Annotated in this window: 11 protein-coding genes; 5 read left to right on the top strand and 6 right to left on the bottom strand. The window is 63.3% G+C overall.

What is annotated here, in order from left to right; all coding sequences use genetic code 11:
- Positions 1–1,551: 1,551 nt before the first annotated feature.
- Positions 1,552–1,941 (bottom strand): sporulation phosphorelay system protein KapB, encoded by a 390-nt coding sequence (gene kapB, locus H582_RS0123200; protein ID WP_028600443.1) that lies wholly within the window; start codon positions 1,939–1,941, stop codon positions 1,552–1,554.
- Between the two features lie 131 nt (positions 1,942–2,072).
- On the opposite strand from kapB, the gene H582_RS0123195 reads away from it, so the two are divergent.
- Entirely contained in the window at positions 2,073–3,191 is a 1,119-nt protein-coding gene (locus tag H582_RS0123195) for an MGDG synthase family glycosyltransferase (protein ID WP_028600442.1), read from the top strand.
- A 205-nt stretch (positions 3,192–3,396) separates the two neighbouring features.
- Positions 3,397–4,809 carry an NAD-dependent malic enzyme gene (locus H582_RS0123190; RefSeq protein WP_028600441.1) on the top strand — a complete coding sequence of 471 codons (1,413 nt, stop codon included), beginning with the start codon at positions 3,397–3,399 and terminating at the stop codon, positions 4,807–4,809.
- 204 nt (positions 4,810–5,013) lie between these two features.
- On the opposite strand, the gene H582_RS29280 is transcribed toward H582_RS0123190, so the two are convergent.
- From H582_RS29280 to H582_RS29265, 5 genes are all read right to left on the bottom strand, one after another.
- A complete protein-coding gene (locus H582_RS29280) occupies positions 5,014–6,252 on the bottom strand; it encodes an MDR family MFS transporter (protein ID WP_052333590.1) in 1,239 nt (412 codons plus the stop codon).
- Between the two features lie 437 nt (positions 6,253–6,689).
- Positions 6,690–7,367, bottom strand: a complete 678-nt coding sequence (locus tag H582_RS0123180) for a hypothetical protein (protein WP_052333589.1) — start codon at positions 7,365–7,367, stop codon at positions 6,690–6,692.
- A gap of 227 nt (positions 7,368–7,594) precedes the next feature.
- Entirely contained in the window at positions 7,595–9,157 is a 1,563-nt protein-coding gene (locus H582_RS33205) for a C40 family peptidase (protein WP_052333588.1), read from the bottom strand.
- A 338-nt stretch (positions 9,158–9,495) separates the two neighbouring features.
- Positions 9,496–10,356, bottom strand: a complete 861-nt coding sequence (locus tag H582_RS0123170; RefSeq protein WP_043111868.1) for a cation diffusion facilitator family transporter — start codon at positions 10,354–10,356, stop codon at positions 9,496–9,498.
- 304 nt (positions 10,357–10,660) lie between these two features.
- Positions 10,661–11,143 carry a zinc ribbon domain-containing protein gene (locus H582_RS29265; RefSeq protein ID WP_052333587.1) on the bottom strand — a complete coding sequence of 161 codons (483 nt, stop codon included), beginning with the start codon at positions 11,141–11,143 and terminating at the stop codon, positions 10,661–10,663.
- Positions 11,144–11,336: 193 nt separating this feature from the next.
- Between H582_RS29265 and desA the strand changes: the two genes are divergently transcribed.
- The 3 genes from desA to H582_RS0123150 all read left to right on the top strand — a co-directional run bounded on the left by desA (position 11,337) and on the right by H582_RS0123150 (position 14,292).
- Positions 11,337–12,362 carry a Delta(5) desaturase DesA gene (gene desA, locus H582_RS0123160; protein WP_028600438.1) on the top strand — a complete coding sequence of 342 codons (1,026 nt, stop codon included), beginning with the start codon at positions 11,337–11,339 and terminating at the stop codon, positions 12,360–12,362.
- Between the two features lie 101 nt (positions 12,363–12,463).
- Positions 12,464–13,696: a sensor histidine kinase gene (locus H582_RS29260; RefSeq protein WP_052333586.1), complete on the top strand. Its 1,233-nt coding sequence runs from the start codon at positions 12,464–12,466 to the stop codon at positions 13,694–13,696.
- Positions 13,693–14,292: a response regulator transcription factor gene (locus tag H582_RS0123150; protein WP_028600437.1), complete on the top strand. Its 600-nt coding sequence runs from the start codon at positions 13,693–13,695 to the stop codon at positions 14,290–14,292. Before H582_RS29260 ends, H582_RS0123150 begins: the two co-directional genes overlap by 4 nt.
- Positions 14,293–14,437 lie beyond the last annotated feature (145 nt).

The following is a 14,437-nucleotide window of genomic DNA, read 5'->3' as shown; positions in this document are numbered from 1 at the left end:
GATATAGAACGGACGGCTGCGAACGGCTACCTATTAGATAGACATCTTCACTCCGGAAGCGGCTCCCGCCTGGCATGGAAGCTCTCCGATTCCATCTCATGAATAAAGATGCATATTAATACATATCCATTACGTCCCGTCCCGTCGTTCAAAAGGCAGAAATCGGTCGGATCTCCCGGACGGCGATCCCGGAAAAAGGAAGGGGGGCTTATATAGCTATTCCTCGATTTTATCACTAGGGTCGGCGCAGATCAATTTAATCTTTTTGATCGCGAGAGGAAAAGTTTCGCTCCCGATCCCTCCCTTCCCTTGCGCGGCAAGGGATTGAAGCGGGTCCAACCGTTGCTTTGCCACGCCACAGCGGCGCTTCTGCATTCATCCTATCACAAGGCTCGGCAGCTTGGGTATACCAAGTTTAAGGAATGGCGGATCTGCCCGAACGATGACGTTCCATGTCAGGTCAAAGTGAGCCGGCACATGTATACTCATGCAAATTTTTGAACCAAAACTGCAACTGCGGCGGCCGCGGCTTCATGAAAACGCTGTCTCGCTGTCAGCTTGCCGGAAGCTCCGGCGCAGGGGCGCGGGCATGGGATGCAGGGCGCGGGATGCGGGGCGCGGGATGCGGGGCGCGGGATGCCGGCGCGGGATGCCGGCGCGGGATGCGGGCGCGGGATGCCGGCGCGGGATGCCGGCGCGGGATGCCGGCGCGGGATGCGGGCGCGGGATGCGGGCACGGGAGTGCGGGCACGGGATGCGGACACGGGAGTGCGGGCGCGGGATGCAGACACGGGAGTGCGGGCACGGGATGCCGGGCGCCTGAGGCGAAGCGCTCCGAGCGCTAACGATACTGTCGATCGCTATTGGCCTCAAAAGAGCCCAATTCGAAATGTAACGATACTGAGACGCGCTATTGGAGGCTGGAGAGCCGATTTTGCGGGTTTTAGGAGCAATAGCGCTTATGAGTATCGTTAGAAGTTCCAAAGGGCGGTGTGGAGCGAAATAACGTCTCTGAGTATCTTTAGCGCTGTGCATGGTGCGGGCGGCGCAACAGAAGCAGACGGCAGCCGCTTCTCCTTCTTCAGCAGATACGGGTTGTCGAGGGTGCAGCGCACAACGGCATGGCGTAGGTCCACTTGCATAGGGCGATGCATGGAGGAAGCGAACGACGAAGTCACAGGATGCTGACAGGGCGCGCGAAGGACGGAAATGACTCAAGCCCGAAACGCAGACAACGCACGAATGCACGCAGGCGGCGTGCGCTCAGGGCGCAGGCGGCGCAAGACTGCATGGATTCAGGCGACACCCAGGCGGCGCAACACCGCATGGACGCAATCGATGCCCAAGCGGCGCAAGACCGCATGGACGCAATCGATGCCCAGGCGGCACAAGACCGCACGGACGCAGACGGGGCGCAGGCGGCGCAAGACTGCATGGATGCAGACGGTGCCCAAGCGGCACAAGACCGCGCGAGCGCGCGCAAAGGACAGCGGCGACTCGTGCTCGAGGCGCAGACAGCGCGGACTGACGAGAGTCCGCGCCGAGCGCCGGCTACCGGTAGTCCGCGGACACGGTCCGCAGCTGGTCGGCCGCGCGCGCCGCCCAGCGCTGCAGCCGGTCGAGCTCCTCCAGCATGCGGGCGACGGCCTGCTCGCGGGAGGCTTCGTACTCCGGCAGCTCCGCCGCGGCATGCGGCTGGATGTCGCGGTTCGGCACGAGCGCCTTTTCGCGATGGGCCAGCGCCCGCCTTTCATGGAAGAAAGGCACGTCGGGATCGTACGGATGGTGCAGGTCGCCCTGCTCGGGATGGCGCAGCACGGCCAGCGTCTCCACGACGCTTCTTGGCGAGCCCTGCTCGACCAGCCTGCCCGCATACTCCCCCGTCTTGTAGACGAAGCGCACCCAGCCCTCCGCGGCCTTGGCCTGATTGTCGTCGCTCATCGGTCATCGTCTCCTTCGGATCGTTTCCCCAAGAATATAGGAAGCGGGCCGGTAAGCACAAGCGGACAAGCCAAGCTTGTTTTATAGGCGGCGCTCGTCGTAATATTGGAAGTGGAAAAGTAGGTGAGTGCATGCGTAAAAAAAGAGTGCTGCTGCTATCGGAGGGGTTCGGATCCGGACACACCCAAGCGGCATATGCGCTCGCTGCCGGGCTGAGGCAGCTGTCTCCGGATGTCCAGACCCGCGTGCTGGAGCTGGGCAAATTCCTGAATCCGGTGCTCGGTCCTCTGATCATGTCCGCCTATCGCAAGACGGTCGGCAAGCAGCCCAAGCTGGTAGGCATGATGTACCGCACCAACTATAAGCGATCGTTCAACCGGTTCGCGCAGCTCGCGATTCACCGGATCTTCTATACCCAGACGGAGCAGGTCATCCAGCAGCTGCGCCCGGAGATCATCGTCTGCACGCATCCCGGCCCGAACACCGCCGTCGCCAGGCTCAAGCGGCTCGGCCTCGACGTGCCTCTTTACACGCTGATCACCGATTACGACGCGCACGGCACCTGGGCCAGTCCGGAGGTCAACCACTACCTCGTCTCCACGCCGGTCGTCAAGCGCAAGCTGATGGACCGCGGCATCCCGTCCGGCCGCATCGAGGTGACCGGCATCCCGGTCCATCCGCAGTTCTGGGAGTCCCAGGACCAGGTCCAGGCGCGGAGCGGGCTGGGCTTGCGGAACCTGCCGACGGTGCTGGTCATGGGCGGCGGCTGGGGGCTCATGGAGGAGGAAGACGAGCTCTTCACCTACATGACCCGCTGGCGCGAGGAGGTTCAGCTCATCTTCTGCACGGGCACCAACGAGAAGTCGCGGGAGAGCATGCTGGCCGACGAGCGGTTCAACCATCCGAACATCCAGGTGCTCGGCTTCACGCGCGAGATCTCCAAGCTGATGGACGCCTCCGACCTGCTCGTGACCAAGCCCGGCGGCATGACCTGCACCGAGGGCATGAGCAAGGGCATCCCGATGCTGTTCTACAAGCCGATTCCCGGCCAGGAAGAGGAGAACCTGGACTACTTCGTCGGCAGCGGCTTCGGCGAGATGCTGCAGTCGGCTGCGACGATCGACCGCTGGTTCCAGCTCATCCAGGAGCCCTACAGCTCCGGCCGGCGCCGGCAGCGGCTGCAGTCCAAGAGCAGCCAGCAGTACGATCCGCAGGAATGCCCGTCGGCCGTGCTGCGGCTGATGCGCTGACCGCCGACGCGGAGACGTCCGCGTCAGGCGCAGGGACAGGATCTGCGCAAGCGACTGCGACGGACGCGCGGACGGCGCGCCGAGCGTTTGGAGCGCATGCGCCGAGGCAATACCTATACGGGGGACGGGAGGACGCTCCCTCCCCTTTTCTTTCTCCAACACGTATTCTACGCCTCTAAAGGCAAAAGCCAAGGAGATGAGCCGATTGAACAACAAGGCATTGGACGGCAAGACCGTCATCGTCCGGCTGGAGATCGACTCCGGCACCAACTTCAGCTCGGTCGTATCCGCCATCGAGGCGGCCGGCGGCGACATGATCGCCATCGACGTCATCCAGACGGGCAAAGGCAGCACGACGCGCGACTTGACGGTCAAGGTGAAGGACACCGGCACGACGGAGCGGCTCGGCAAGACGCTGGGGCAGCTGCCGGGCATCCGGGTCATCAACACCTCCGACCGCACCTTCCTGCTGCATCTCGGGGGCAAGATCACCGTTCAGCCCAAGACCGCCATCCACAACCGCGACGACCTTTCCCGCGTCTACACGCCTGAGGTGGCACGCGTCTGCACGGCCATCCACGAGGATCCGTCCAAGGCGTTCACGCTGACGATCAAGCGCAACATGGTCGCGGTCGTCTCCGACGGCAGCGCAGTGCTCGGCCTCGGCAACATCGGCCCCGAAGCGGCGATGCCCGTCATGGAGGGCAAGGCGATGCTGTTCAAGCAGTTCGCCGACGTCGACGCGTTCCCGATCTGCCTGGACACGCAGGATACCGAGGAGATCATCCGCACGGTGAAAGCGATTGCACCTGCCTTCGGCGGCATCAACCTGGAAGACATCAGCTCGCCGCGCTGCTTCGAGATCGAGGAGCGGCTGCGCGAGGAGCTCAACATCCCGGTGTTCCACGACGATCAGCACGGCACCGCCGTCGTCCTGTACGCGGGCCTGCTCAACGCGCTGCGCCTGACGGGCAAGTCGATCGAGGACGCGCGCATCGTCGTCTGCGGCATCGGCGCGGCCGGCACCGCCTGCACGAAAATGCTGCTCGCCGGCGGCGCCCGCAACGTGCTCGGCGTCGACCGCGACGGCATCCTGACGGCGGATCGCGACTACGCGCATCCGATGTGGAACTGGTACGCCGCGAATACGAATCCCGGACGCGTCTCCGGCAGCCTGGCCGATGCCGTCGCCGGAGCGGATGTATTCATCGGCCTGTCGGCCGGCGGCATCCTGAAGCGCGAGATGGTGCTCACGATGAACGAGCAGCCGATCGTGTTCGCGATGGCGAATCCGGAGCCGGAGATCCGGCCCGAGGAGGCCGAAGACATCGTCGCGGTCATCGCCACCGGGCGCTCGGACTATCCGAACCAGATCAACAACGTGCTCTGCTTCCCGGGCATCTTCCGCGGAGCGCTCGACTGCCGCGCGACGACGATCAACGAGGAGATGAAGCTGGCCGCGGCCGAGGCGATCGCCTCCACCGTCGGCGAGGACGAGCTGAGCCGCAGCTACATCATCCCGAGCGTGTTCAACGCCAAGGTCGTCGAGGAAGTGCGCCGCCGCGTCGTGCAGGCGGCCCGCGAGAGCGGCGTCGCCCGCCGGAATCCGCGGGAATAGCGCGCGGCACGCGGCAGCGGCGTCGCCCGGCGGAATCCGCAGGAACAGCAGGCGGCAGCAAGGCCGGTTCGCCGCGCGAGAGCGGCTCTGCAGCTGGCGCAGACGAAGCAGCCGTTGCGGCTGGCCTTAGAAAAGAAACAAGGCAGAGAGCTCGCTCTCTGCCTTGTTTCTTTCTTGCCGCGGAACGCTTCGCTTTGCCGGCGGTCAGAGGCCGGCCGTGCGGGCGGCTGGAGCTTCCGTAGAGCCGAGGCTCGATTGGCGCCGCGCTCCCTTTCCATAGAAGAAGGATGAGCTGAGCAGGATCGCGGCGATCAGGCTGAAGACGATCATGCCGCTGGTTCGGTCAAGCAGCCAACCGCCGAGCAGCGGACCGAGAAAGTAACCGAAGTTGCCGAATGTCTGCGCGCCGAAATACGTGCCGCGAAGCGCCCCTGGCGCCAGCCGGTCCAGGAGCAGGCTGCCTGCCGGGTAATTGAGGATTTCGCCGATCGTGAACAGAATCATCGAGACGAAAAGCAGAGGAATGGTCGGAGAGATGCCGAAGCCGACCAGGCCGAGCGCGAACAGGATGTTGCCCGCATGGATCGCCGAGATGGGACGATGCTTTTCGAGCAGCCTGGACAGCGGCATCTGCAGGACGATGACCGTGACGGCATTCGCCGTCATGAGCCAGCCGAACACGTAGACGCCCTGATTGAAGCTCATCTCCAGATGTTGCGAGAGCGTGACGGCATGCTGGCTGTAGCCGATGGCGACGAGGATCGCGCCGATCGTGTACAGCTGAAGCACCCGGTCGCGGCGGACGGCGGCCCATGCGGAACCGATCGTGACCTTCTCCTTTTTGGCTGCGCCCTCGATCTCCTTTATACCGAACGCATTCATCATCGCGAACAGGATGCAGCCGTAGAGCAGGAAAATGAGTCCCGTCACGAGAAAGGGAAGCGGGCTGCTGCCGACGCCGAGATAGACGCCGAGCAGCGGTCCGATGGCGACGCCGACGTTGCCCATCAGATAACGGAGCGAGTACAGCTTGAACCGGCGCTCCGGCTCGGTGAGATCGCCCATCAACACTTGGGAGACTGGCTCGAACCAGGAGCGGCAAATGCCGTTCAGCAGGCTTAGCAGAAACAGCAGCGCCGGCTGCATGAAGAAGGCGAATCCGATGAAGACGGCGCTCCAGGCGAAAAGCGAGATGAACATGATGAGCCTGCGGCCGCAGCGGTCTGACAAAGCTCCGCCGATGAAGCCTCCGAACGTGCCGGCGAGAGATCCCGCACCGGCGACGAAGCCGATCATCGCCGCGCTCATGTCGGTGTTTTTGGCGAGGTACAGGGCGAGAAACGGCATGCTCATCGACATCGCGATCCGGGAGATCATCTGGCCGAAGAGCAGCGACGTGACTATCGGATGGTAGCTGCGGAACAGAAGCTGAATTCGGTTCATGGCTTCACCGACCTTGGAAGGATTGGCATGTACAGGATGCGACGATCGATGCTGGACATGGGCGGACGAATTCGTCTTGGATTAGAGCACGCATGATCAAACGGGCGGTCGGTTGCGACGGCCCGCGGACGGACAGGAGCCCATTTTATACCAGATACGTCCGATCTGCACAGGTATATTTTGGACTAGACCGTTTTCCCCCTGCCGCGGCGCGTCCTAGGGCCGTGTAGCACTAGCGGGCGTGCTATCCAGCGGCTGCGGCGCTTCTTAACGCCAAATTTGCCGTCAGCGGCATCCGGTTCCCCGGCTGCCGCACTTCTTAACGACAATATTGCCTTTAGCAAGGCCGGTTCCCCCGTCGCGGCGCTTCTTAACGCCAAATTTGCCGTTTAGCGAAAGCGTCTCCACTCCGTGGACCCGGCTCTGCTTAAGCATGGTCAGCCCCGCTCTCCGAGCTCCGGCACATAACGATATCGGCGAGCGCGTTTCCCTGCGGATATCAACTGGACTTTCCCTTCAAGCATCAGCTTCTTCAGGTACTTGATGACCGTCCTAGGATCGAGGCCAAGCTCGTCCGCAGCTTTGCTTGGATAGATGCACTCGCTGTGCTTTCTCGCATAATCCAACAAGGCTTGTTCGGCCAATGGACGCTCGGCCCGGCGGCCGGCACGCGCATAACGCATGATGTCCGGCTTCAGAAAATCGCGGATCAACGCCGGATCTTCCTTCAATGCATCATAGGCGATGGAAATATTCGTGTACCCTCTGCTGTGAAGGTACAGCTCTCGCATCAGCTCTCGTCTGTATCCCGTCCGATCGGCCTGCTGCACATGCGGGCCGAAGCCTTTCACATCGATGTTGAAACGACGCAGGCCCGGCAGCCACGCGAAATCCAGATACAGCGTCCCGCCTCTCCAATCCCGCACCTCATACTCGGGATGCAGATCATCGAAATTCCCGACCAGCGGCCACCAGACGTTCTTTAGAAAAAGCGCCTCTCCATGACCGTGCCCGCGCTTCAGACGATCCTTCCTCTCCCCTCTCCTGGCTCTGAGATGCCGCTCCATCCATGCATTCCGCGCTTCTTCGAATTCTTGCATCCGATTTTTGTCCATGTCCATCTGCTCCTTCGCATTCAAATCGAAAAAACGCCCGGTTTCATGCCTCGCCTCCTGCCCGGTCCCCTGTAAAGGGAATCCGAGAACAAGATTCGAAGAGAAACAGGACGTTCTTCGTCACTGCATGTCTTGCTTATCTGTCTGTGCCAGCCGTTTAGGAAAAAAGCCTCCAGCTCGATTTCATCCGAAAGCCCCGCCGGCTTTCAGACTAGCAGCTCCGCTCCCTACAGCGCGCTGCCGCCGAACATGAAGCGCGTCTTCCAGGTCGAGTTCTGCGGGATGTCCGTCACCTGCACGCCGCCCGACTCCTTGGAGTACGTCTGCAGGATCTTGTTGTCGCCGAGGTAGATGCCGACATGGGAGATGAGCGAGGCGTCGAGGCTCTCCTCGGCCGTCATGTCCTTGCCGATCGCGGTGGTCGTGAAGAACATCAGGTCGCCGCGCTTCAGCTCGTTCCAATCCTGCGTATAGGCGCCTTTGTTCTTGACCTGCAGGCCTTGGCCGCGCGAGTCGGCTGCCAGCTTGATCCCGAGAGCGTCGAGAAAAGCTTGGCGCACGAAGTCCGAGCAATCGAACGTTGTCGTGTCGCTGCGGCTGGAGCCGAACTCATACGGCGTGCCGAGGTACTTGAGGCCGGCGGCGATGACCGCCTCCAGCTCCGGCGAGGCGAGGCCTTCCCCATCGCCGGACGGAGCCGGCGTCGGCGATGCGGGAGCCGCGCTCGGCGTCGGCGATGCGCCAGGAGCAGGCGTCGCGGATGGAGCGCTCGGGAGCGTCCCTGTCACGGCGATGTACTTGGCGTCGGAGCTGACGTAGCCGGATTGGCCCGATGCGTCGACGATCTGGTACCAGCTGCGATTGGAAGTGGAGACGATCTGCACGGCCTCGCCCGTCTTCAGGTAGCGGATGCGGTCTTGCGAAGTGGACGGGCCGACGCGGAACGCCACCGCCGAAACGGCCTTCGCGTTCGGCGAGAACGCCTCCGCGCCGCCTGCTGGCGTCGGCGTCGCGGTCGCCGCCGGCGCCTTGCTCGGCGTCGGCGTCGCAGTCGGCGTCGGCGTCGCGGTCGGCGTCGGCGTCTTGCTCGGCGTCGGCGTCGCGGTCGGCGTCGGCATCGCGGTCGGCGCCGGGGACTTGCTTGGCGTCGGCGTCGCAGTCGGCGTCGGCGTCTTGCTCGGCGTCGGCGTCGCGGTCGCCGACGGCGCCTTGCTCGGTGTCGGCGTCGCCGCCGGCGTCGCAGTCGGCGCCGGCGTCGATGCTCCGGGCAAGACGCCGGTTACGGTGACGTATTTCTTGTCGGAGCTTATGTATCCGCTGTTGCCCTGCTCATCCAGGATCAGATACCAGTACGCGGTCGGCACGGCCACGATCTGCACCTGCTCGCCCTTGTTCAGGTAGCGGATGCGGTCGCTGGAAGCGGAGGCGCTCTTGCGCAGCGTGACGGTAGCCGCAATCTCCGCGTTCGCGGCGAGCGACGGCTTGGCGGAGGCGGCAGGCTCCTCGATCAGGCTGATGTAGGCGGAGGAGGAAGAGACGAAGCCGATCTTGCCTGCGCGTTCCTTGACTTTGTACCAGCTGCCGTCCACCCGCTCGAGCACGGTGAGCGGCTCCCCTTTGGCGAGCAGGCGGAGCACCTTGCCCTTGGTCGACGGCTCTTCCCTCAGGTTGACGGTGGACTGGGTGACGGCAAGCTGGGCGGCGGCGGATGGAGCGGCCTCCGCCCCGGTCGGGGGCATGCCCGCAAGCAGCAGGCTCGCGGCCAGAACGGCGGCGACGGGCTTTCTCATTCGATCACGACTCCTCATCTGGTTGAATGTCGATTGTCCATGGTCTAGATCACAGGTAGGTTATCGGCATCCGGCTTGTCCGGATTTAGGCTTGACTCTGTCGAAGGAGGAGCGATCGTGCGGCTCGCTGGGATGTTCTGGCGGCTTCTGGTGTCTATTGTAAATAAAACCGGCAAAAAGCGCATGGACCGCTGCTCCCAAGTTCGCCGCGGACTCAAGCTAGGACGAGCGGCCCGCCCGCGCCGAGCCTCCAGGGCCGCTCTGTTTTTTACATAAAAAAAAAGCCCGCCTCCGTCCCTGAAGGGACTTGGAAGCGGGCTGACGGACGGAAAGCAGGCTCAAGCCGGCTCCGGCTCGTAAGGCTCCACATGCACATGCACGTTCATGATGTTGTGCTTGCGCTCCATCCGGCTCTCGATCTCGTCGCTGATCCGATGGCTCTCGACCAGGCTCAGCCTGGAGTCGACGGTCACGATGACGTCGACGAGCACATGGCTGCCGTGGACGCGGGCTTTGAGGTCCTTGATCGACTTGACGCCCTCGACCTTCTCGATCGAGCTGCGCAGCGTGCGCAGCTCGCCGTCGTCGAAGCCGTCGGTCAGCGCATGGGTCGAGCCGTAGAAAATTTCCCATGCCGTCTTGCAGATGATGAGGCCGACGGCGATCGCCGCTACGGGATCGAGCCACGGCATGCCGAGCGAAGCGCCGGCGATGCCGACCGCCGCGCCGATGCTGACAAGCGCGTCCGACAAATTGTCCTTGGCCGCGGCGTCCAGCGCCTGGCTCTTGATCTGCCGGGCGAGGCGGCGGTTGTACAGATAGACGCCGAGCATGACGACGGCCGAGACGATCGCCACGACGGCGGACAGGATGTTCGGCGCCTCCTCGCGCCCGGCGAACAGCGAGCGCACGGAGCTGATCAGCACCTGCAGGCCGACCGTCGCCATGATGAAGGAAGCGATGAGCGAGGCGATCGTTTCCGCGCGGAAGTGTCCGTAGGGATGGTCCTCGTCCGGCGGCTTCTGCGAGATGCGCAGGCCGATGAGCACGGCGAACGACGCGACAATGTCGGTCAGATTGTTGAAGCCGTCCGCAGACAGCGCCTTGGAGGCGAACAGGTAGCCCGCGCCGATCTTGGCGATGGACAGCACGACATACGCGCCGATGCTGATCCAGGCTCCGCGCTCTCCTCGGCGCATATCGGCGTATTGTTGCTCGGTAGACACGTTTTCTTTCCCCTCTCAAAAAACACTCTCCCCACCTTACCGTCCGATCCCCCAGTGGGTCTAGAGAAACATTGTTGTCCTAATGCGCCTTTTTGTGGCTCTGCGCAACACTTTCCGCCTCCTGCAACGCCGCTTAGCCTGCTCTGGATATGCCATTTTTATGCAGGATGACGTCTCGTTTTTTCCACGCGGCGGCAGCAAAAAAAATCCAAGGCAGAGGGGGCTGCCTTGGATTCGTAGCCTCGCGCTGCGCCGCAGCGCCTGCGGTCGAGGCCGCCTATTGCCAGGAGGCCAGCTCGCTGCCGCAGCGCGTGCAGCGCTTGGCGTCGAGCCGGTTCTCCGCCTTGCAGCGGCCGCAGAGCACATGCACCTGGCCCTCGAGCTGCAGCGCCGGCAGCACGCCCTCTTCGGGGAAGGGGGCGCCGCAATCCGGGCAGTAGCGGGCCTCATGGTCGGCCTCGCGCCCGCAGGTCGCGCAAGCCTTGAGCGCCTTGAGCGCGCGGATGCGCTGCTCGAGCTGGTCGATCTGCCCCTGCGCCGACACGATCTGCTGGCAGAGCCGATGGGCGGCCTCATGGGAGGCGGCCATGTCGTCCTTCATATAAGCGGCGAACACGGCGTCGCCGATCTCTTTCTTGAGCCGCGAGATGTCGCGCTGGCGAAGCGCGACCTGGGACTTGAGCCGCGCGGTCTCCATCGTCTGCTGAGCCGCCTTCGCCGCTTCGGCCGCTCCTTGCTTCATTTTGTCGAATATGGACATGATGCACGCTCCCCGCTTCCGGGATGAAGGTTCTTCCCCTAAGGCTACACCAATCGCAGCTTGACCGGCAAGGCATGACAGTTGTCATGTCGGATCGCTTACGGCTATGACTGCCTGCGCCCCGCCCCTTTCCCTATACTGGAATTATCAGCCGCAGCGCTCCGCGCGCCATACGGCCACCCGGGAGGAAGCCATGAACCAGACGAAACAGCTCCGCAAGATGATCGCTCCCTTCGAGCGCAACGACAAGACCGCCAGCGTGCGCCAGCTGCTCAATACGATCCCGCCGTTCATCCTGCTCTGGATCGCGGCTTATGCCAGCTTGCAGGTCTCGTATGCCCTGACGCTGCTGCTGTCCGCGCTCGCGGCCGGCTTCCTCATCCGCAGCTTCATCATCTTCCACGACTGCTGCCACGGCTCGTTCTTCCGCAGCCGCAAGGCCAACGACGCGCTCGGCACGCTGCTCGGCATCCTGACGCTGTTCCCATACGAGCAATGGAAGCACAGCCACAACATCCACCACGCCGGCAGCGGCAACCTGGAGCGCCGCGGCACGGGCGACATGTGGCTGCTCACCGTCAAGGAATACAAGGAAGCGTCCGCTTGGACCAAGCTGCGCTACCGCATCTACCGCAACCCGTTCGTGCTGTTCGTCGTCGGACCGATCGCGCTCATCCTGATCACCTACCGCTTCAACGAAAAAGGCGCGCGCCTCAAGGAGCGCCGCAACACCTGGCTGACCAACGCCGGCATCGCCGTCCTCTACTCGCTGCTCATCTGGGCGATCGGCTGGCAGTCGTTCCTGCTCGTGCAGCTGCCGGTATTCTGGATCTCCGGCGCCGCCGGCATCTGGCTGTTCTACGTCCAGCATCAGTTCGAGGACTCCTACTTCGAGCATGAGGAAGAGTGGGACTACGTCAAGGCGGCCGTAGAAGGCAGCTCGTTCTACAAGCTGCCCGCCTGGCTGCAATGGCTGACCGGCAACATCGGCTACCACCATGTGCATCATCTGAGTCCGCGCGTGCCGAACTATCATCTGCAGCAGGCGCATGAAGCCGCGCCGCCGCTCGAGCATGCGACGACAATCACGCTGCTCACGAGCCTCAAGTCGCTGCGCTTCAACCTGTGGGACGACGAGCGGCGCCAGTTCGTCACGTTCCGCGAAGGCATCCGCCGCGCCGCGGAGCCGCCGCTTCGCTCCACCGGACGCCCGGCCTGAGACGGATATTTTGCCGGATAGTATGCTACAATGAGGCTAACCATCCCTGCCGGAAGACAGCGGCCTGAGCGCCGCCGTCCGGCCCAAGGAGCAAGCAGCGCATGCAGCAAAAATGGAATCAGATCCTGCCCCGCAACACCGGGCTCGGACCGTATATCTGGCTGGCCTTCATCGTCCTGCCGTTCTATTTCATCTTCCGCTACCCGGATACGGGCAGCATCCTCGCCGGCAGCCTCATGGTTGCCGTCTTTTTCATCTGCTACCGGCTCACGCGCGAGGGCCGGGGCTGGCGGATGTATACCGGCATCGCGATCCAGATGGCCATTTCGGCGGCGATGACGATTTATTTCCACTACCCTTACTTCGGCTTCTTCCTGGCGTTCTACATCGGCAACACGCGCAGCAGGGCCGGCTTCACGAGCCTCTATGTCGTGCATCTCGTGCTCGTCGCCGCCACGATCTATACCGCCTACTTCATGCATAACCGCTTCTTCATCCAGCAGTCGCCCTTCGTCGCGATCCTGCTGATCGGCGTCTCGGTGCTGCCGTTCAGCCGCTACAACTGGCTCAAGCAGGAGCGGCTCCAAGGGCAGCTCGAGGATGCCAACCGACGCATCGCCGACCTGCTCGTGCTGGAGGAGCGGCAGCGGATCGCGCTCGACCTGCATGACACGCTCGGCCAGCAGCTGTCGCTCATCCGCCTCAAAAGCGACCTTGCCGGCAAGCTCGTCTCCAAAAATCCCGAGCGGGCCCGCGCGGAAATGAGCGACGTGCACCAGACCGCGCGCATCGCGCTGCAGGAGGTGCGCGACATGGTCTCGCATATGCGCGGAGCCCGGCTCGAGGACGAGCTCGGGCGGGTCGGCCAGATTTTGCGCGCGGCCGAGATCGAGTTCGAGCTGGTCGGCGATCCGAAGCTTGCGCATACGTCCCGGTTCACCGAGAACGTGCTCAGCATGTGCGTCAAGGAGGCGGTCACGAACGTCGTCAAGCATAGCCGGGCTTCCCGCTGCCTCGTGCGGATCGAGCAGAAGCCCGACCTGCTCCGCGTGCTCGTCCAGGACAACGGCATCGGCATGCGGCTGCCGCGCGCCCAGGATCGGGGCAACGGCCTGCAAGGGATGAAGGAGCGGCTCGAGTTCATCAACGGCAGCCTCCAGATCGGCCAAGGCGCCGGTATGGATTCGAAGTCGGCCGCCGGCGCGAAAGCCTCCGATTCAAAGGGCGGGACGCGCGCTGCCGGGGCGGACGGCGCTGTCGGAAGGCCGGGCACGACGCTGTATATGATTGCGCCGCATAATGTCAGCCGCAGAGAAAAGGAGGATTTCCAATGATCCGAATCGTGCTTGCCGAGGACCAGCGGCTGCTGCTGGGCGCTCTCGGCTCCCTCATCGACCTCGAGGAGGACATGCAGGTCGTCGGCCAGGCGACGAGCGGCGAGGACGCCGTCGCGCTCGTGCGCAAGCACAAGCCCGACATCTGCATCATGGACATCGAGATGCCCGTCATGAACGGGCTCGAGGCGGCCGAGCAGTTGAAGGACAGCGGCTGCCGGGTGATGATCCTGACGACGTTCGCCCGCAGCGGTTACTTCGAGCGGGCGCTCAAGGCGGGCGTGCAGGCGTATCTGCTCAAGGACAGCTCGAGCGACGAGCTCGCCACGTCCATCCGCAGCGTCATGGAAGGACGCCGCCTGTACGCGCCCGAGCTCGTCGACGAGGTGTACAACGAGAGCAACCCGCTCACCGAACGCGAGCGGGAAGTGATGGAGCTCGTCTCCGCCGGCAAAAACACCAAGGAGATCGCGAGCCAGCTGTACCTCTCGAGCGGCACGGTCCGCAACTACATCTCCGTCATCCTCGACAAGCTCGGCGTCAGCAACCGGATCGAGGCCGTCTCCCGCTTCAAGGAGAAGGGCTGGTTCAAGTGAAATTGAGTAAAGGCCGCAAAAGCCGACTAATCGGCTTCTGCGGCCTTATTTTCGCTCCTCGCCTGCTCTATCCGCTGCTCTAACTCCGCCGTTGCTCGGAAAAACCGAGCAACTCCGCTCTAAACACTCCCCTAGCGCCGACGTT

It is taken from the genome of Paenibacillus pasadenensis DSM 19293 (assembly GCF_000422485.1).
GTDB lineage: Bacteria > Bacillota > Bacilli > Paenibacillales > Paenibacillaceae > Paenibacillus_O > Paenibacillus_O pasadenensis.
Note: the sequence above shows the minus strand (reverse complement) of the source record. Positions and strands in the feature narration are given on the sequence as shown.